This window comes from Alishewanella sp. WH16-1 (genome assembly GCF_001441695.1).
GTDB lineage: Bacteria > Pseudomonadota > Gammaproteobacteria > Enterobacterales > Alteromonadaceae > Alishewanella > Alishewanella agri.
This window is the reverse complement of record NZ_LCWL01000078.1, coordinates 64,969-84,247: the sequence shown is the minus strand read 5'-3', so window position 1 is coordinate 84,247 and position 19,279 is coordinate 64,969. Positions and strand designations below refer to the sequence as shown.

General features: G+C 51.4%; 14 protein-coding genes. 9 read left to right on the top strand and 5 right to left on the bottom strand.

Going from position 1 to position 19,279, the window contains the following annotated elements; all coding sequences use genetic code 11:
- The first annotated feature begins 104 nt into the window (after window positions 1–104).
- Window positions 105–2,006 carry a glycoside hydrolase family 13 protein gene (locus AAY72_RS07510; protein ID WP_231728921.1) on the top strand — a complete coding sequence of 634 codons (1,902 nt, stop codon included), beginning with the start codon at window positions 105–107 and terminating at the stop codon, window positions 2,004–2,006.
- 442 nt (window positions 2,007–2,448) lie between these two features.
- Here the strand turns inward: AAY72_RS07510 and AAY72_RS07505 are convergent, their stop codons facing one another.
- Window positions 2,449–4,869, bottom strand: a complete 2,421-nt coding sequence (locus AAY72_RS07505) for a prolyl oligopeptidase family serine peptidase (protein WP_057786477.1) — start codon at window positions 4,867–4,869, stop codon at window positions 2,449–2,451.
- Between the two features lie 247 nt (window positions 4,870–5,116).
- Here AAY72_RS07505 and AAY72_RS07500 point away from each other — a divergent pair, with 247 nt between their 5' ends.
- On the top strand, window positions 5,117–5,692 hold the full coding sequence (locus AAY72_RS07500) for a porin family protein (protein ID WP_057786475.1): 576 nt from the start codon (window positions 5,117–5,119) through the stop codon (window positions 5,690–5,692).
- 59 nt (window positions 5,693–5,751) lie between these two features.
- On the opposite strand, the gene AAY72_RS07495 is transcribed toward AAY72_RS07500, so the two are convergent.
- On the bottom strand, window positions 5,752–7,812 hold the full coding sequence (locus AAY72_RS07495; RefSeq protein ID WP_057786473.1) for a M13 family metallopeptidase: 2,061 nt from the start codon (window positions 7,810–7,812) through the stop codon (window positions 5,752–5,754).
- Between the two features lie 202 nt (window positions 7,813–8,014).
- Here AAY72_RS07495 and AAY72_RS07490 point away from each other — a divergent pair, with 202 nt between their 5' ends.
- The 4 genes from AAY72_RS07490 to argA all read left to right on the top strand — a co-directional run bounded on the left by AAY72_RS07490 (window position 8,015) and on the right by argA (window position 11,688).
- Window positions 8,015–8,428 carry a DUF350 domain-containing protein gene (locus AAY72_RS07490; RefSeq protein ID WP_057786471.1) on the top strand — a complete coding sequence of 138 codons (414 nt, stop codon included), beginning with the start codon at window positions 8,015–8,017 and terminating at the stop codon, window positions 8,426–8,428.
- Window positions 8,429–8,450: 22 nt separating this feature from the next.
- Window positions 8,451–9,071 (top strand): DUF1190 domain-containing protein, encoded by a 621-nt coding sequence (locus tag AAY72_RS07485; RefSeq protein WP_057786469.1) that lies wholly within the window; start codon window positions 8,451–8,453, stop codon window positions 9,069–9,071.
- Window positions 9,072–9,074: 3 nt separating this feature from the next.
- Window positions 9,075–10,226 carry a glutathionylspermidine synthase family protein gene (locus AAY72_RS07480; protein WP_057786467.1) on the top strand — a complete coding sequence of 384 codons (1,152 nt, stop codon included), beginning with the start codon at window positions 9,075–9,077 and terminating at the stop codon, window positions 10,224–10,226.
- 142 nt (window positions 10,227–10,368) lie between these two features.
- Window positions 10,369–11,688 carry an amino-acid N-acetyltransferase gene (gene argA, locus AAY72_RS07475; RefSeq protein ID WP_057786538.1) on the top strand — a complete coding sequence of 440 codons (1,320 nt, stop codon included), beginning with the start codon at window positions 10,369–10,371 and terminating at the stop codon, window positions 11,686–11,688.
- A 17-nt stretch (window positions 11,689–11,705) separates the two neighbouring features.
- Here the strand turns inward: argA and AAY72_RS07470 are convergent, their stop codons facing one another.
- On the bottom strand, window positions 11,706–12,773 hold the full coding sequence (locus AAY72_RS07470) for a glycerol-3-phosphate dehydrogenase/oxidase (RefSeq protein ID WP_057786465.1): 1,068 nt from the start codon (window positions 12,771–12,773) through the stop codon (window positions 11,706–11,708).
- Between the two features lie 191 nt (window positions 12,774–12,964).
- Here AAY72_RS07470 and AAY72_RS07465 point away from each other — a divergent pair, with 191 nt between their 5' ends.
- On the top strand, window positions 12,965–14,269 hold the full coding sequence (locus AAY72_RS07465; RefSeq protein WP_057786458.1) for a hypothetical protein: 1,305 nt from the start codon (window positions 12,965–12,967) through the stop codon (window positions 14,267–14,269).
- A 47-nt stretch (window positions 14,270–14,316) separates the two neighbouring features.
- Here AAY72_RS07465 and proB read toward each other — a convergent pair whose 3' ends face one another.
- Window positions 14,317–15,426 carry a glutamate 5-kinase gene (gene proB, locus AAY72_RS07460; protein ID WP_057786536.1) on the bottom strand — a complete coding sequence of 370 codons (1,110 nt, stop codon included), beginning with the start codon at window positions 15,424–15,426 and terminating at the stop codon, window positions 14,317–14,319.
- 178 nt (window positions 15,427–15,604) lie between these two features.
- Between proB and AAY72_RS07455 the strand changes: the two genes are divergently transcribed.
- On the top strand, window positions 15,605–16,243 hold the full coding sequence (locus AAY72_RS07455; protein WP_057786456.1) for an OmpA family protein: 639 nt from the start codon (window positions 15,605–15,607) through the stop codon (window positions 16,241–16,243).
- Between the two features lie 72 nt (window positions 16,244–16,315).
- On the opposite strand, the gene speE is transcribed toward AAY72_RS07455, so the two are convergent.
- Complete coding sequence (speE, locus tag AAY72_RS07450) at window positions 16,316–17,176, bottom strand: polyamine aminopropyltransferase (RefSeq protein ID WP_057786534.1); 861 nt, start codon at window positions 17,174–17,176, stop codon at window positions 16,316–16,318.
- Between the two features lie 133 nt (window positions 17,177–17,309).
- Here speE and speA point away from each other — a divergent pair, with 133 nt between their 5' ends.
- Window positions 17,310–19,196 (top strand): biosynthetic arginine decarboxylase, encoded by a 1,887-nt coding sequence (gene speA / locus AAY72_RS07445; protein ID WP_057786454.1) that lies wholly within the window; start codon window positions 17,310–17,312, stop codon window positions 19,194–19,196.
- Window positions 19,197–19,279 lie beyond the last annotated feature (83 nt).

The window sequence follows — 19,279 nt, the reverse complement described above, 5'->3', positions numbered from 1 at the left end:
CAGCAGGTTAAGATTAAACGCGGGCTTAATGCTATCGTGCAGCGGCCAGCAGAACGCCACGCCACCCAAGACGGTGGCGTTTTTCTAACAATAACTGAGAGAACATGATGTTAAGAAAATCCCTGGCTATAATGCTGGCAAGCGCCTTCACTGGCATTATCTTGTGTTATCCGCAGACGACTCAGGCTTACTGCCCGCAAACATCCGATGCCACACCCAGAGGTCCGATCGCATTAAACGAACAAGGTGAGTTCGTGCCGGACTGGGCAAAGAGTGCGGTTTGGTATCAGGTGTTTCCGGAGCGCTTTCGTGATGGCGATCCCAGCAATAACCCGACGGTACAGGATATTGCCGGTGCCGATCCGGCCGAGCCTCCCAAAGTCTGGCAGGTTCATCCATGGGGCAGCGACTGGTACAAACGCCAACCCTATGAAGTGACCAACGGTGAATCTGAGTTATGGCAGCATCTGTTACGCCGCCGCTACGGTGGCGATCTGCAGGGGGTGATTGACAAGCTCGACTATATTCAAGACATGGGTTTCAATGCGATCTATTTAAACCCGGTTTTTACTGCCCCCTCGCTGCATAAATATGATGCGGCCAGCTTTCACCATATCGACCCGAATTTCGGTCCGGATCCGGCCGGTGACCGGGCACTGATTGCCACCGAAAATCCATTAGATCCCAGCACCTGGGTTTGGACCAAAGCCGACGAACTGGCGCTGGAACTGATCAAACAAGCGAAGCAACGCGGTATCCGGGTGATTTTTGATGGTGTGTTTAACCATATGGGCATTAACAGTTTTGCCTTTCAGCATCTGCAACAGCATCAGCAGCAATCGCCCTACAAAGACTGGTTTACCGTACACAGCTTTCGGGATGAAAAAACCGGCAGTGAATTTCGGTATGAGGGCTGGTTTGGTGTCGCCTCCTTACCCGAGTTTAAAGAGGATGCCCAGGGTCTGGTGGCCGGACCACGGGATTATGTATTTGCCGCCACTACGCGCTGGATGAACCCAAAAGGTCAGGGCCGCGAGTTCGGTATTGATGGCTGGCGATTAGATGTCGCTTTCTGTGTCGCCCATGGCTTTTGGAAAGATTGGCGGCAGCATGTAAAAACACTGAACCCTGACGCCTATATCACCGCTGAACTGGTGATGCCGCCGGAGTTGGTAAAACCTTATTTTCAGGGCGATGAGTTTGACGGTGAAATGAACTATAACTTTGCCTTCACCGCCGCGGAGTTTATGTTTAACCCGGCGCCACAACGGATTAAGGCCAGCGAGTTTGACGCCAGGCTGGCCGAAATGCGCGCGCTGTACCCCAAGGGCGTGGCTTACGTCACCCAGAATTTATTTGGCAGTCACGATTCGAACCGGATTGGCTCACATATTGTGAACCGTGGCATCGGTAACTTCCGCGACTGGGGTGCCTATTTTCAGTTGTCGCAAGTTAGCCAGAATCCAGAGTATCAGGTGCGCAAACCTAACGCCGAAGAACTGCGGTTACAAAAGTTGTTTGTTATTTTTCAAATGACCTATGTCGGGGCGCCAATGGTCTACTATGGCGATGAAGTCGGGATGTGGGGCGCTAACGACCCTGATGATCGTAAGCCAATGATCTGGGACGATATTCGTTATGAAGACGAAGTCACTAACCCGGATGGGAGTTTACGGCCAGCTGACAAGGTCGCGGTAAATCGTCAGTTACAACAGCACTACCGGCAACTGATCCAACTGCGCCAGCAACTGCCGGCGTTGCGGCTGGGGGATTATCAGACCCTGTTAGTTGATGACCAGCGTGAGCTGTACGGCTTTGAACGCCGTCACCAACAGCAACGGGTACGGGTGCTGTTAAATAATAGCGAGCAGCCACAGCAGATCACACTACCACAAGATCAGACCAACTGGCAGGATGTGCTAAGCCAACTGGCAATCAGCCAAAACGGCGACACCATACAACTCACGATTCCGGCCAAATGGGGCGCTGTACTGGTTGCAAAGTGACGTAAAGCGCATTAATCCGACAAACAAAAAGGCGTGGCAAATCCGGCCACGTCCAGCTTCATGAAGCAGAATAACACTGAAAAAAACAGGTAAGACAGAGCCGTAACCAGAGCGCAATAAACTGACTGCCTGTTTTCATCAGGTTTTTTGGTTCCATTGACTAAACGACAGCATAGCTTATGACCAAAACCAGCGCCTATCGATGTCACTGTCACTTTAAGCAGAAATTCGATGAACATGTGGTGAGCTAGCCAATCATCGTTCCAGAACGGATTATCCAGGCACCAATTTGCTTACCAAGTTGATAAGCCACCACTATCGCCAGCAAACTCAGCAAAGCTAAAGCAAATTTCTTACTCCATGTCATGCTTACCTCCGAAAAAGAAAAAGCGCTGGGTTTAGCAGCGCTTTTTATTATAGATTAACTTTATTGCAACACAACTTACTCGGCGTTATCGGCCTTAGCGTTTTTCACAAACTCATCCAGCCAGGCCGTAGTTTCCCATAGCATATGCAGCACAGACTCACGGGCGCGGTAGCCGTGTGACTCCAGTGGCAACATCACTAAGCGGGTGGTACCGCCATTGCCTTTAATCGCCTGATATAAGCGCTCGCTCTGCATCGGGAAGGTACCTGAGTTGTTATCATCGGTACCGTGAATTAACAACAATGGTGTTTTGATTTTTTCGGCATGGAAGAACGGTGACATCCGGCTATACAGCTCCGGATCATCCCACAGGGTGCGTTGTTCCATCTGGAAGCCGAACGGCGTCAAGCTGCGGTTATAAGCGCCACTGCGGGCAATACCCGCTTTAAATAAGTTAGAGTGCGCCAGCAGGTTTGCCGTCATAAAGGCACCATAAGAATGGCCGCCAATCGCCACCCGGTTCGGGTCTGTTACGCCGCGCTCGACGCCCGCACCAATCGCTGCCTCTGCATTGAGGATCAGTTGCTCAATAAAGGTATCGTTCGGTTCCTGCTCACCTTCACCAACAATTGGCATGGTGGCATTATCCAATACCGCATAGCCCTGAGTTGCCAGGAATTGCGGTGTCCAGTAACTAATGCGGTTAAAACGGTACGGCGAATCACTGACCTGACCAGCGGCGTCAGCGCTGCGGAACTCGCGCGGGTAAGCCCAGATCACCGTCGGCAGCGCGCCATCGCGGGCTTTATCGTAGCCGGCTGGCAGCAACAGTGTCGCTGACATCGGAATACCATCAGCACGCTGATAATTAATCAGTTCGCGGCTGATACCCTGGGTATGTGGCATCGGGTGTGGTGTTTTGGTTAAGGCTGTCAATTCACCGCTGCTTAGATCGCGCAGGTAGAAATCCGGCGGCAGATCCGGCGCCTCACGCTGGGTTAACAACTTACCTGATGGTAACACCGTATAAGGAAACTCATAGAATGGCGCTTCTGAACGCCATAAACGGCTGGTTTCACCGCTTGTCAGTGGGCGTTTATCGATGAAAGGTCTGTTACCCTCTGGTGAGGCGCCAACGCCGGTTAAATAAATCGCGCCATCATCTACCCGTAATAAGCGTTGACCGTTAGCAGCAGTGGTTAATAACGGACTGCCCGGGTCATTATAACGGTCTTCAGAAGAGCGTTCCCAGAATAGCCGCGCTTGTTTGGCCGGGTCCAGATACCAGACTTTTTCATTGCGATCCTGCCACCAACGCTCCCATACCAGCAAACTACCGTCGGCTGCAGCAAGCAGATAAGAGAAGCGGAAACTTAAATCCAGCAGCTTTTCCGGCTCAGCATTAAAAGGCGCTGCCAGCTGGAATAATTGATCCCGTACCGCGACTTTATTCGCCGGGTCGCCACCATCCGCAGCTTCCGCCCAATATAGGGTTGCAGCCTGATCCGGGCGCCAGCCAACACTGCGCCGGCCGGTCACCACCGCATCAAAGGCTATCGGTAAATTATCGGCCACCGGTTGCTGCACTACCTGATATTGCAGCTTGCCGCTGGCATCCCACACCTCAGTGGTATAAGCAAAACGGAACACCGGTACCGCATAGGAGAATGGCTGTTCAATCCGGTTAACCAGAATAAAATTATTATCCGGTGATACTTCGACGCCACGTAATAACTGTGGTTTACCCAAAGTCGTCACTTTGTTATTTAAGCCAATTTTTACCAGCTGACTGGTAAAGTAATAGCTGAACAGCGCTTCATCATGCTTATTTTTCAGCAAATCCTGATAGGTACGGGCCGGTGCTGTACGACCGCGCGCTTCGGTAATGACCGGGCCGGTTGGTACCTTACTCTCGGCTGGCTCAGCGCCGCGTTTTGCCGGCACTGCCGCTGCAAAAATCGCTTTGCTATCCGCTGACCACTGTAATGAACCGCCCCAAATCGCATTTAAGCTCAGTTTACTCCAGCGACTGGCGCGCAGCTTTTCCAGATCCACTTTCCACAGCTGGGCTTCATTGTCTTCCAACTGAATAAAGGCTAAATGACGGCTGTCAGGTGAGAAATTCAGATTGACCGCTTTCAGGTTTTTCGGCAAACCACTGATGGTTTGCGTTTGTTGGCTATCCAGTACAATCAGTTGTAACGATGATACATAACGCGGTTGCGCCGGCCCATTATTCGCCGGATTAAAACGCACCCCGGCCAGCCGGTATTCCGGCGCGGCTAAATCCGCAATGCCAGGTAAGGCGGCAAAACCGGTACTTAACAGCAATTTGCCATCCGGGCTCAACATAGCGCCGGGAGCGGGAGCCGCATCCACAATATCAACAATTTCTTTTACTGGCTGCTGATAGCCAATATCAACTGCAGTCGCCAGCGTTAGCGGGCTGCAGCAGATTAGGCTTCCGAGCAGCGCTGCGCGGAGGATCAGTTTCATTATCAGGTTCCCTGTTGTGTTTTGTAACAGATTTTTGTAACACGTTTTCTGCTGTTCGCCCCCAGGAAAGCGACCATTTCGGCGAAAACTGAGATAAGCTTCAGTATAACGCTAACTTTTTATTACAAAATTAACATTTAATGTCATCATTATTTCTGACAAACTCTCGCTGCATTTAGCTATTAAGGCCGAATTCAGCTTTATCGGCCGATTATTAGGCTGTCACTCATCGTATAAGGAATGCGACATGTTAAAAAAATATCTCTCTGTGCTGGTTATTGCTGCCTGTTCTACCGTTGCAACAGCTGCTGATTCTCCGTTTTATGTCGGAGCCCAGATTAGCGCGACCGAATTAAAAGAATCAGAAGCGGGTAATTCGGCCAGCTTTGACTTTACTACCTTGTCGGCATTAGCTGGCTACCATTTTACGCCTTATATTGCTGCGGAGGTGCGTCTGGGTACGGGTGTAAAAGGCGAGAGCTATCGTGAGCTTGATTACTCCGAGAAACTCAGCGTTGAGATGCAAAGTATGCTGCTGTTAAAAGGCACTGTGCCGGTCACCGACATCATATCGCTATATGGTGTCGCAGGTTATGCCTCAACCAAGTTTAAGTATCAGGAACGAGCAACCGGTTTTTCGTTTTCTGACACTGAAACTCTGGACGGTCTGGCATGGGGCATAGGCGCGGGAGTCAAAATCACACCGCGCTTAACCGCAACGCTTGAGTATCTGCAATTGCCAGATGAAAAGTTCTCAGATGGTCCCTATAACTACAAGCTGAAAACCAACAACCTGACGCTGGGTTTAAACTACCAGTTCTGAGTTGGCAACGAAAAACCCCGGTCAGTTGACCGGGGTTTATTGTTAGCACACCGTGCGTATTACCAGATTTTTACCCGCACATCTTCTTCGCGATACATACCATCGCCCTGTTTTACCTCAAAGGCTTCATAGAACTCTGGCATATTCGACAGCACACCTAACACCCGGTACATGCCCGGTGAATGTGGCCCGGTAATGACCTGCTGTCGCAAGGCTTCATCGCGGAACTTAATGCGCCAGACCTGAGCCCAGCCGATAAAGAAACGCTGTTCTGGGGTAAAACCAGCAAGGGTTTGCTGTGGCTGATCTTTGGTGGCGTTCTGGTAAGCGCGGAACGCCACCGTTAACCCACCCAGATCGGCAATATTTTCACCCAGACCCAAGGCGCCCTGCAGATGCAGGTTATCGATCGGGTTAAACGCATTATATTGATCGACCATGCGCTGCGCACGCTCACGGAACTGCCGCTCATCTTCAGGCGTCCACCAGTCGCGCAGGTTACCGTTACCATCAGAACGTCGGCCCTGGTCATCAAAACCATGGGTAAATTCATGGCCAATGACACCACCGATCGCGCCGTAGTTTACCGCATCATCAGCATCGACGTTAAAGAACGGTGGTTGCAGGATCGCAGCCGGGAACACGATTTCATTCATGGTGGAGCTGTAGTAAGCGTTAACCGTTTGCGGCGTCATGCCCCATTCATCACGGTTTACCGGCTGGCCTAAGCGGTTAACCATTCTTTGATACTCACATTCACTGCTGCGGCGTAAGTTGCCAATTAAGTCGTTAGCATCGATGGTTAAACAATCGTAGTCACGCCAAACATCCGGGTAACCAATTTTGGTATTAAACTTCGCCAGCTTGGCCTGAGCCTCGACCTTGGTCGCCTCGCTCATCCACTCCAGCTCGTTAATGGCTTCTTTAAAGGCGCCACGCAGATTTTCAATCATCTCATCCATCCGCGCCTTGGCTTCGGGTTTGAAATGGCGGGCAACATACTCCTTACCCACCATAAAGCCCAGATTGCTATCAACCAGATTTACCGCGCGTTTTTCCCGGCTGCGCTGCTCTTGCAGGCCGCTTAAGGTTTTACCGTAGAAATCAAAACTGGCCTGCGCAAAAGGCTCGCTCAGGTTAGCGGCATTAGCGCGCAGCAGGTGAAACTTCAGATACGTCTGCCACTGGCTAACCGGCACCTGGGCCTGCAGCTTGGCAAACTCGGTAAAGTATGACGGTTGACGGATCACCAGTTCCTGCACCTGACCCAGCTCGGCGGCTTGTAAAAACGCCGGCCAGTCAAAACCCGGCGCCAGTTTAGCCAGCTCGGCACGGTTCAGCTTGTTATAGGTCGCATTACGATCGCGGTTTTGGATCCGGCTCCACTGCGCCTTAGCCAGCTGAGTTTCCAGCGCAATCACCTGTTCAGCCGCTTGTTCTGGTTGCTCCCAACCTGCCAGTTGCCACAATTTGGCGATAAAGTCACGGTATTGACCGAGTAACTGCAGCGAACGCTCGTCATCTTTAAGGTAATAGTCGCGATCCGGTAAACCTAAGCCACCCTGACTGGCACCGGTAATATATTGATCTGACTGCCGCTGGTCCTGACCGACAAACACCGCTACCGGGGTACCGAAACGGTAGCGTTGTAATTCACCCCATAGCACTGCCAGCTGTTGATGGTTGCGCACCTGCTCAATACGGGCAATATCGCCACGCAGTGGATTCAGGCCCAGCGTATTAATCAGCGGCTCATTTAAAAATGATTTGTATAAATCGGCCATCTTCTGCGCATCGGAGTTTTTCGGATGCTCAGTGGCGGCCAGCTCCTGAATAATGTCCAGTACTTGCTTCTCAGCGTTTTCACGCAGTTCGTCAAAACTGCCCCAGCGCGCTTTATCGGCCGGAATATCGGTTTTACCCAACCAGTTACCGTTTACGAAACGGAAGAAGTCCTGTTGCGGAGCGACACTTTTATCAAAGTTACTTAATTCAAAACCCGCTTGTTGGCTGTTGGCAGTTGGGCTGACTACCGCTTGCTCAGTGCCAGACTGGCTGCTACAGCCGGCCACACCAAGCGCCAGCGCAACACCCAGCGCCAGAGCAGAGATCTTAGTCATATCGTGGTACCTCAGTTGTTTTTATAATCGGCTCGAGTGTAGAAAATCTGCCTGCTTGCTGCTTTGCAAACAGGATATTAACCCTGTCAGATGCGATAAATGTCAGACTGCGGTTTTGCTGCAGGCAACCGCGTGCGGTTTTACTTGTAATTAGCCATAAATTTCCGCAGGATCTGCGTAGTTTCGTTATCGGGAGTTCACCATGCTTGATACTGCTTTAACCTCACTGGCCGGCTTACCGTCTTTTCTGGCTTACTTCGCTGTGGCAGTGCTGTCAGTGCTCATCTTTGTTCGTTTGTATAGCTGGATTACGCCGCATGATGAATTTGGCTTAATCCGTGATAATAACCCGGCAGCTGCAGTGGCCTTTGCCGGCGCGTTAATTGGTTTTGCCCTACCACTTTCCAGCGCTATTACTCATTCTATGTCCCTGCTTGATTGTGCCATTTGGGGCCTGGTGGCGTTATTGGTGCAAGTACTGACCTTTTTTATCAGCCAACTGGCACTAAAAAATCTATCGCAACGTATTGCCCAGGGTGATATCGCCGCCGGTATTTTCTCCGCTGGCTGCTCAGTTAGCGTGGGTATGCTCAATGCTGCCTGTATGACCTACTAAGCTATGTCCCAAGGAGCTTAAGATGCAAAAAAAATCCTTTAAGCGTAGCCGCAAAGCGGCGCTGATCTTTATGGTGCCCGCCGCAACCCTGGTACTACAGGGCTGTGGTGCTGAAAAAGCGGTTGAAGCCCAGGTATTTAATACCCCGGATGAATGTGCGGCCTTCTACAATCCACCGGCGCAATGTCAGTCGGCATTTGCCGAGGCACAAGCACTGCATCCACAGGTCGCCCCCAAATACGCCAATAAGCAGGAATGCGAAGCGGACTTTGGTACTGGCCAATGTGAAACAGCCCCGCAACAACATGCACAGGGTAGCTTTTTTATGCCGATGATGATGGGCTTTTTAGCCGGTCAAATGCTCAATCGCGGTGGCATGGCACCACAACAACAGCAGCAAACTGCAGCCGCAGCTGCTGGCCGCAATACGGTGCCAAACCAGCCGTTGTACAAAGCGCGCGATGATCAGAGTACGTTCCGCACCGCAACCAATACCCCGGTGGCCAGTCAGCCTGGACCAACCCAGGTTCGCCCTTCCGCCGTACAGCCAAAACCAGCAACCCTGGCCCGCCGTGGCGGCTTTGGTGCCCAAGCGCAACAACGTGCGGCTACAGCACCACGGCAGGCGACTTATGGCGGCTAAACGATGAAGAAGGTTCCGATTGCCCCTCGCCCGGGTTGGCAGGCGTTTGCTGAAAGCGTTGGTTTTCAGTTCCATACTATTGATAACGAGCCATACTGGGACGAGTCTGCCTATTACCAATTTAGTCTGGCACAGATTGAAGAGGATCTGGAAGCACCGACCGAGCAGCTGCATCAAATGGCCTTGGATCTGATCCCGGATATTATCCGCAGCGAACAGCAACTGAGCCAGCTAGGCATCCCGGAGCCGTTCTGGGATGCGGTGAAAGATAGCTGGCAGCGCGCCGAGCCGCATCTTTATGGCCGAATGGATTTTGCTTATGATGGCAAGGGCCCGGCAAAATTGCTGGAGCTGAACTACGATACGCCAACCTCGTTATATGAAACCGGCTTTTTTCAGTGGGTCTGGCTGGAAGATCAGCAAATGCGCGGCCTGTTGCCTGAGGGCGCCGATCAGTTTAACTCGCTGCAGGATAAACTGGAGCAGGCCTTCGCCGAGCTGCCTTTACCGCGTCCTTTCTATTTCAGTAGCGTGACAGAAAGCCAGGAAGACAAGGGCACTGCTGATTATCTGATGGATATTGCGCTGCAAAGTGGCCTGGACAGCCGCTATATCCAACTGGAGCAGATTGGCGATATCGACGGTCAATTGGTCGATCTGGAAGGTTATCCGATCCAGGGCCTGTTTAAACTCTATCCCTGGGAGTTTATGCTGCAGGAAGAATTCGCCAGCACCATTTTAAGCTCCGACACTCGCTTTTTAGAGCCGTTATGGAAGTTACTGCTCTCCAATAAAGGGATTCTGCCGTTATTGTGGCAAAAGTATCAGGGCCATCCTAATCTGTTGCCGGCGTTTTTTGATGACGGCAAAACAGCGTTGAACCCTGGCTGGGTGCGTAAACCCCTGTTCTCGCGTGAAGGGGCCAATGTAGAACTGATTACACCACAAGGTGAAAAGCTGCAACAAGGTGGACCCTATACCGATAGCGGTTATATCCGGCAAGCCTTTGCGCCGTTGCCACGCTTTGGTGACAGCTATACGTTGATTGGCAGCTGGGTGGTCGGTGATTTAGCAGCAGGGATCGGCATTCGTGAAGATAACAGTCTGATCACTAAGGACAGTTCGCGTTTCTTACCGCATATTATTCTGGATTAAACAGGAATATTTATGCAGAAATATTGGATATAAAACCACTTTATTGCTAAAATCCCGCAACTTTTTGCGCTGGTCTGGCAGTTTTCCCGGAAAACTGCCAGACTTATCTTATCTGTATACCGTGCAAGGAAAACATTCGCCCGTGCGTACAACTGAACTCGTCAGCGGTTTCCGCCAATCTGCCCCCTATGTTAACGCCCACCGTGGCAAAACCTTTGTGGTGATGCTGGGGGGCGAAGCCATTATGCAACCCGGCATTCGCAGCATTATCAATGATGTTGCGCTGCTGAACAGTCTGGGGATCAAAGTCGTACTGGTGTATGGCGCCAGGCCACAAATCAATCAGGCGCTGCACAATGCCGGGCTGGAGCCGCAGTACCATAACCGGATCCGGGTCACTGATGATGATTCGTTCCGGCTGATCAAACAGGTTGCCGGTGCTTTACAGCTGGATATTACCGCCCGCTTATCGATGAGCTTAAGCAATACGCCGATGCAGGGCGCACAGATTAACGTGGTCAGCGGTAACTTTGTCATTGCTCAGCCACTCGGCGTCGATGAAGGCGTGGATTATTTCCATAGCGGTAAGGTGCGCCGTATCGATACTGCTGGTATCCGCCGGCAGCTTGATAATAACGGTATCGTGCTAATGGGGCCGATAGCCGCGTCGGTCACTGGGGAGAGCTTTAATTTAACGGCGGAAGAAATTGCCACCCAGGTCGCGATTCGGCTGAAAGCCGACAAGATGATTGGCTTTAACGATGTTGGCGGTATTGTCGGCGAAAATGGCGAAATCACTGCAGAGTTGATGCCGAATATGGCAGAACATATTCTGTATGAACTGGAGCAGCAGGAGGACCACTGCGTCGGCACAGCGGCGTTTTTACGCGCAGCTGTTACCGCCTGTCGCGCCGGCGTGCCACGCTGTCACTTAGTCAGCTATGCCGAAGATGGCTCATTACTGCAGGAGCTGTTCTCACGCGATGGTATCGGTACCCAGATCGTTACTGAATCGGCAGAAAAACTACGCCGCGCGGTAATCAGCGATATCGGTGGTATTCTGGATCTGATCCGGCCGCTGGAGCAGCAAGGTTTACTGGTACGCCGCTCGCGCGAACAACTGGAGATGGAAATCGACTACTTTACGCTGATTGAGCGTGATGGTCTGGTGATCGGCTGTGCCGCGCTCTATCCGTTTCCGGAAGAAAATGTTGGCGAATTTGCCTGTTTAGCGGTACACCCGGATTACCGCGATGCCGATCGTGGTACTACCCTGCTCAAAAGCGTCATCCAGCAGGCCCGGCAGCGTAAGTACGACCGGCTGTTTGCATTAACGACCCGCAGCATTCACTGGTTTTTAGAGCAGGGTTTTGAACTGGTGACCGTCGATGATCTGCCGGCCCAGAAAAAGCAGCTGTATAACTATCAGCGCCGCTCAAAAATCCTGGCTTTGGATCTGTAAGTCCGGAGCCCAGGCTATCAGCGGCGGTTGACCTCAGCCGCCAGCTGTTGCCCCAAAGCCCGCGCTGTGGTCCATTTGCCACCACTGACCGTCAGAATGTTGCCCTGCCAGTGAAACTGATATTCGCGGCTGGCGCGACTGGCATCCGCACTTCCCGCCAATAACGGCCTGACGCCGGCAAAGCTGCCTAAGAGCTGCGCTGGCGCAACGGCTGGCGTAAAGTAATGTGCGTAAACATCGAGTAAATAGTCGCGTTCAGCTGGTGAGCACTGTACAGGTTCATCTAGTTGCTGCCGCACCTCGGTCGTGCCCAGCAAACACTGTTGTTGATAAGGTAAAGCAAACACGATACGCCGCTCGCCCGGCACTTCCAGCATATGGCCATAGCGGCTAATCGCTGGCAGCAACAAATGACTACCCCGCACCAGATCAAGGGGCGCCGCGGACAGGCCGGATTGCTGTAACAGAGCACTGCTCCAGGGACCGGCAACGTTGATAATTTTGGCGAATTTCAGCTTGCCACTGCCGAGCTGTAGTTCGCCATCTGGCTGAATCTTTATTACCGGGCTGTGCTCAACAATTTTAACACCCGCTTTGCGGCACTGCTCAGCCATCCAGAGCCCAAGTTTTTGATCATCCATCTGACCATCAAAAAACAAATAAGCCCCCAATAACCCTTCGGCTTTTAGCTGCGGTGAGCAGCGTAGCGTCTGCGCCGCCGTTAACCAGCGATGCCGGCCTATACGTTTTTTACCGGCAAAGCTATCGTAAAGCCAGAGTCCGATTTTCAGCTGCCAGCGCGCTCGTTGCGAATCCTGATAGAGTGGATAAAGGATGGGTAAGCGGCGGGTCAACTGCGGCGCTTTCTTTAGCCACCAGCGTCGCTCCTGCAAGGCTTCACGCACCAGTCGGAACTCACCTTGCTCCAGATAGCGTAAGCCACCGTGTAACAATTTAGATGAGGCCGCACTGGTGGCTTGCATTAACTGGTCGCGTTCAAACAAAGTAACCTGATGACCAGCCAGGGCCAGCTGCCAGGCACTGCACAGGCCATTAATGCCACCCCCCACAACCGCAATTTGCATCTTGTCTCCCCGAGCGCTTTCTGCCTGTTTTTTACACTAACAGCTTACCACTCTCCCTCGCTACCAACTACACTATAACAGCCATAACTCTGTTGTGGGTCGCAACGCCGTGCACGCGACTTCGGGTTGATTTCAATAACCAACCGGCGACCGGCTAAGCTGCCGCCCGGTTACTAACCGGAGTCATACAAATGAAGTATTCATTAATCCTAATCTTGCTACCGATGCTGTGGCTTACTGCCTGCAGTGATGCACCACAACTGGCAGCCGTCAAACAACAACTGCAAGCAGAAATACCCGAGCAATGGCAAGTCACCAGCTTTAACGTAGAGGCTGAGGAAGAAACCGGGACTAAAGTCAGCCCTGTTTGGCAATACCGCTTTAATGCGGAAATTGCCCCAACAGAAGCAATGCACCACCGAATTGGTCGTTTACAGGAAGTGGATATTCTGGAGGTGACGCAGAAGAAAAATGAGAAGTTCAAACTGAACGGTTTGGCAAATTCTGCGCTTTATAACGGTGAATGGCAGGTTGGTATGGATCTGAATCTGGTGCAACCCATCTCTTTCGGCATGCCTCTGAGTCGCTTTCCCGACAAACATGTGATAGCTGGCAGCAGTGATTATAAAAAGCTGCTGAAAACAGCCAAAGAAGCGCAACAAAAAATTGAGCAGCAGATTGCCACCGACGAGCAACAATTTCAGCAGCTGCTGCTTGAGTACAACAAACTACAGCAGGAGCTGCAAACTAAAGCGCAACAATCCAGCGAGCAACTAAATACCCTGCAGCAACAAAGCTATCAGCAAAGGGACCAGCTGGCACAACAGCTAAGTAGTCAGAACGTCGAGTTACGCAATCAGTTGCAACAGCAACGACAAGCTAAAGCGGCGGAATTCAGGCAAATACATGATAAGCAGGCTGCTGAAATTGAAAGTGCGTATCGCCTGCAGTCTGCCGAGTTTAAAGCGGCTCGCACCAAAGCTCAGGATCTTCGTACTGAACAACGTAATGCTGCCCGCAAAGCACATGCGGCTGAAACTCAGAGCGCCAGAAGTACTATGCAAAGAGCAGACTATACCCTCTTTAAAGCTCAAGCTGACGAAAAGCTGCGGGCTGAATATCAACAGATCGACCAGACCCATAACACCAGGGTACAGGAAATTGCCGCGGCTGAAAAAGTTGTCACCGATAAACGTCGCGCAGACCTTGCTGCGCTCGCTACGACCTATCGCCAACAAGTGGATGCGCTATCGGCTGAGCAAAATGAACAGCTAACAGCTGCTCGCAGCGAAGCTTCGCAGCAACAACAACAGGCCGGCAGCGATCAGCAAAGCGAATTACAAAGCGCTCGCAACAAACACCAAGCGTTGCTAGCCGATAATAATCACCAGCTCAACGAATTACGCCAGCGTATCGACCAACTGCAACGACGGATCCATGAGCAGCACAGTATCCTGGGTCGCGAGAGTCAACTACTCGCACAACTTGACCCCTAGAGCGCCATATAATTTAAAAAATCGACACCAGCGGGACCAGTATAGAACTAGTCCCGAAACAGTACTAAATCATCGCGGTGAATAGCCACTTCACTGGGGCAATATCCCAGGATGTTGGCTATTTGCTGACTATGAACGCCACGAATTTTGTTCAGTTCAGGGCTACTATACTGGCTAATACCTTGAGCCAACGTCTGGCCAGTAGTACTCTGCACCAGTACTGCATCACCCTTTTCAAAATCGCCATTAATAGCGGTAATCCCAGACGGTAATAACGAAGCGCCGCGGCTCAGTAACGCCTGCCCGGCCCCTTCATCAATGACCAGTTGACCGCGCGGCTTCAGACTGTGGCGTAACCAGTGTTTCTTAGCACTGACTCTTTCCTGTTGCTTGTGGAACAGCGTGCCACAATGCCGGTTGGCCAGTAATTCATCAAAGGTTGCCGCTTTCTGGCCATTGATAATCAGCGTATCAATACCGGCGCGGGTAGCTTTATCGGCGGCCTGAATTTTTGTCTGCATACCGCCGGTGCCAATAGCATGGTGGCTGCCACCGGCCATCGCATAAATCTGCGGCGTAATTTGTGCAACCTGCGGCACCAATACCGCATCAGGTTCAGCGCGTGGATTGGCGGTATAAAGACCATCAATATCTGAACAGATTAATAAGGCATCAGCATCGGCCAGAATCGCCACCATCGCCGCCAGATTATCGTTATCACCGACCTTTAATTCAGCTGTGGCAACGGTATCGTTCTCATTAACAATAGGTAACACCTGGTTCGCCAGCAGAGTGCGCAGGGTATTGTCGATATTCAGATAACGACGACGATCCTTTAAATCATCGTGAGTGAGCAGGATTTGCGCACAGTCAAAATCAAATAATTGTGCCCAGCTTGCCATCATCCGGCTCTGACCTACCGCCGCCATTGCCTGTTTCACATTAATTGGCAACGGCAACTGCTTATAGCTAATGGCATTGCGACCTGCGGCGACACTGCCCGACGACACCAACACTACCTCTGTTCCTGCTGCCCGGCATTCGGCGATAAAACGGGCAATCGACAACAGATACCGCGTCGAGCAACCGGCTGCATTCGGTGCAATCAGTGCGCTGCCCACCTTTAATACGATTCGTTTCCAGCCACATACTGCCATATCAGGTACCCGCCGCTCCAACCGCCATGCTGAATTAGATTTTGCGCAAAGCTTAAGCTTTGGCAGTCTATATGTCTAATGCTATTTGTCTGGTCAGACTCCGGTAATTCAGCAATGATTCATACGTCACAGCTAAACTACTCTATACTAAGCGCCATCGGCGAAATGGAGAATTGAGATGAAAACAAAAGTTGCGATAGTCGCCCTGATGTCAGGCAGTTTGGTATTAGCCGGTTGTGCTACTACCGATAATCAAAATACGACCCGAGGCGCTGCCATTGGTGCGGTAGCTGGTGCCATCGCTGGTAAGGCTACCGGTAACCACAAGAATAAGCGACTGGTTATTGGCGCTGCGGTGGGTGCTTTAGCCGGAGCCGCTGTCGGTAGCTATATGGACAAGCAGGAAAAAGCACTGCGCGAGGAGCTGACCGGCTCTGGCGTGAAAGTGATTCGTAACGGCGACAAGCTGATGTTAGATATTCCGGCGCAGCTCACCTTTGATATCAATCGCTCGGATATCCGCGCCAGCTTGTATCCGGTGTTAAACGATATCGCTAAGGTACTGCGTGATTATCCGAAAACCATGCTGGTGGTAGCTGGCCATACCGATGATACCGGACCTTACCAGTACAATATGAATTTATCGCGAGCCCGCGCCGAATCAGTACAAACTTATTTGGTAGCCCAAGGGGTACAACCGATCCGGATTGAAACGGTTGGTTATGGCCCGGATTATCCGGCGGTACCTAATACCTCTGACGCTAACCGTGCGCAGAACCGCCGGGTAGAAATCCATATTGAACCGGTCGTCGAGTAATTTGTTGTGCTAAAGGCAAAACGCTCGGCTAAGCCGGGCGTTGTGTTTTACAGCTGTCTATTTTACCGCTGACTATTCAGCAAAGGCTTTTTTTACAAAATTTGGCAGGGCGCCGGCCGCCTTATGTACCTCAACATTGTAGTACTCGGTACTAAAGGGCGCAGCCGCCGCATCGGCTTCGCGGAAACCGTTAAATTCACCGCTTTTCTTCGCCAGCGTACAGGTCCACCAACCTGATGGATACACCATTTGCGGGAAATTCAGTGTTTGCAGGCTGGCAAAGCCGGCATCGCTCATTGCCTGACGCATCGCTTTTAACAGCGGCATATGGATCAGCGGTGATTCACTCTGCTGCACCAGAATGCCGTCGTTGGCTAAGGCCGCGACACAGCTGGCATAAAAGGCGCGGTTAAACAGGCCTTCGCCCGGGCCAATAGGATCAGTCGAATCGACAATAATCACATCGATAGAACCCGGCGCAGCTTCGCGCATAAATTTAATACCGTCTTCAAACTTCAGCGTTGCGCGCGGGTCATTGTTTGATGCGCACAGCTCCGGAAAGTACTTTTCTGCCATCCGGGTCACTTGCTCGTCGATATCGATTTGCGTTACGCGCTCTACGCCAGGATGCTTTAACACCTCGCGCAGGGTACCGCAATCACCGCCGCCGATAATCACCACATTCTTCGGGTTCGGATGGGTAAACAGCACAGGATGACTGAGCATTTCGTGATACAGGAAGTTATCCCGGCTGCTAAGCATAATCACATCATCAATCACCATTAAATTGCCGAAATGAGTGGTTTCATACATGGCAATTTTCTGAAAGGGTGACTGAACTTCGTCCAGTTTCCTGGTAATGGCTAGACCAAACACACTACCGCTGTCGGCAAACACCTCGGTTAGCCACTTTTTGTCATCAAATACTGACATTTTTACCCCCTGCAACGTATAAGGCGCGTATTTTGCCTGCGACAGCGCTGACATACAAATTTTTCGGCTTTTTTGCTGCACCTTGCGGCTAATGGCTTTAAACTATAGCAGTTAATTTTTTTGAGGAAAGACAATGGCAGACTGGGGTTTTGAGAAGGCGCGTTCTATTTACAACGTAGCCGTATGGAGCGAAGGCTATTTTGATGTGAATAAGGACGGCGACCTGATTGCCTACCCGGATCAGGATCACAGTAAGCCAGGTATTAGCTTTCCTGAGCTGACGCAACGCTTTAAGGAAGAAGGCCTGACGCTGCCGGTATTGGTGCGGTTTACCGATATTCTGCAGCATCGGGTAGATACCTTAATTAAGTCTTTCCAACGCGCCAAAGCCGAAAAAGAGTATCAGGGTAACTATACCGCGGTCTATCCAATCAAGGTAAACCAGCAATTCTCAGTAGTTAAACGCCTGATTAGCCACGACAGCGGTAAAGTGGGTCTGGAAGCCGGTAGTAAGCCGGAGCTGATGGCGATCCTCGGTGTAACCGAGCAGCCGCTGCAAATCGTCTGCAACGGTTATAAAGATAGCGAATTCCTGCGTCTGGCGACCATTGGCCAAATGATGGGCCATACTGTCTATGTGGTCGTTGAAAAGCTGTCAGAGCTAAAAACCCTGCTGCGCGAAATCGATAATCTGGGTGCGGCACCGCGTATTGGTATTCGTATTCGCTTAAACTCGGTCGGCAAAGGCAAATGGCAAAATACCGGTGGGGAAAAAGGCAAATTTGGCCTCACCGCCACTCAGGTATTGCAAGCCATTGATATTCTGCGTGATGCCGGCAAGTTAGACCTGCTGCAGCTGGTGCACTTCCATATCGGCTCGCAAATTGCCAATATCCGCGATATTCACAATGCGATCCGCGAATGTGCCCGTCACTATGCTGAACTGCGGACCCTCGGCGTGCCTATTACCACAGTAGACGTCGGCGGCGGTTTAGGTGTCGATTACGAAGGTTCGAAATCGCGCTCTGCCTGTTCGATGAACTACACCATGTACGAATATGCCCGTAACGTGGTTAATGGTTTAAAAGAAGTTTGTGACGAGTACGACTTACCACATCCGAATATTATTACCGAGTCAGGCCGGGCGATGACCGCACACCATGCGGTGCTGGTAACCGATGCTATTGATATCGAACGGGCGCCTGGTTTAGTGAATCTGCCAGAGCCAAGCGAAGACGCGCCGACGGTCATTTTAGGGATGTGGGACGCCTACAACAATGTTACGCCACGTAGTGCCGTCGAGTCCTACCATGATGCTGTCCACTACTTTACCGATGCCCATGCCCAGTATGTGCATGGCCTGCTGACCTTACAGGACTGGTCACTGTTAGAGCAGCTGTACTTCGCCACCATTAATAAGGTACGGGCGAATCTGGATCTGAATGCCCGCTCACACCGCGCGATTCACGATGAGTTAAATGAAAAACTGGCCGATAAGCTGTTCGTTAACTTCTCGCTGTTCCAGTCCATGCCGGATGCCTGGGGTATTGATCAGCTGTTCCCGGTGATGCCACTGGAGCGGATGACGGAGCCACTGAATCACCGCGCCATTATTCAGGACATTACCTGTGACTCAGACGGTATGCTGAAAAGCTATGCTGATGGCAATGGTATCGAATCCAGCCTGCCGCTGCCGGAATACAAAGACGATCAGCAATATCTGCTCGGTATGTTTATGGTCGGCGCCTATCAGGAAATTCTGGGTGATCTGCACAACCTGTTTGGTGATACCGATTCAGTGCATGTCGAACTGACCGAAGATGGCAGTTACAAGCTGACCAATATTATCAAGGGTGATACGGTAGCCGATGTGCTGCGCTACGTGCAGTTTGATGCCAAAAAGCTGATTGCCTCTTACACCAAGCAACTGGCTAAACTGGACATGCAGGACGAACGTAAAGATGAGCTGCTGGATGAACTGAAAGCCGGCGTTTATGGTTACACCTACTTCGAAGATTAAGCTAGAATAGGCACTGATCGGAGGTGTAACCACTTACACCTCCCCATTTAGCCGGTGGTTTCGCCACCTGAAAATGAGATAAG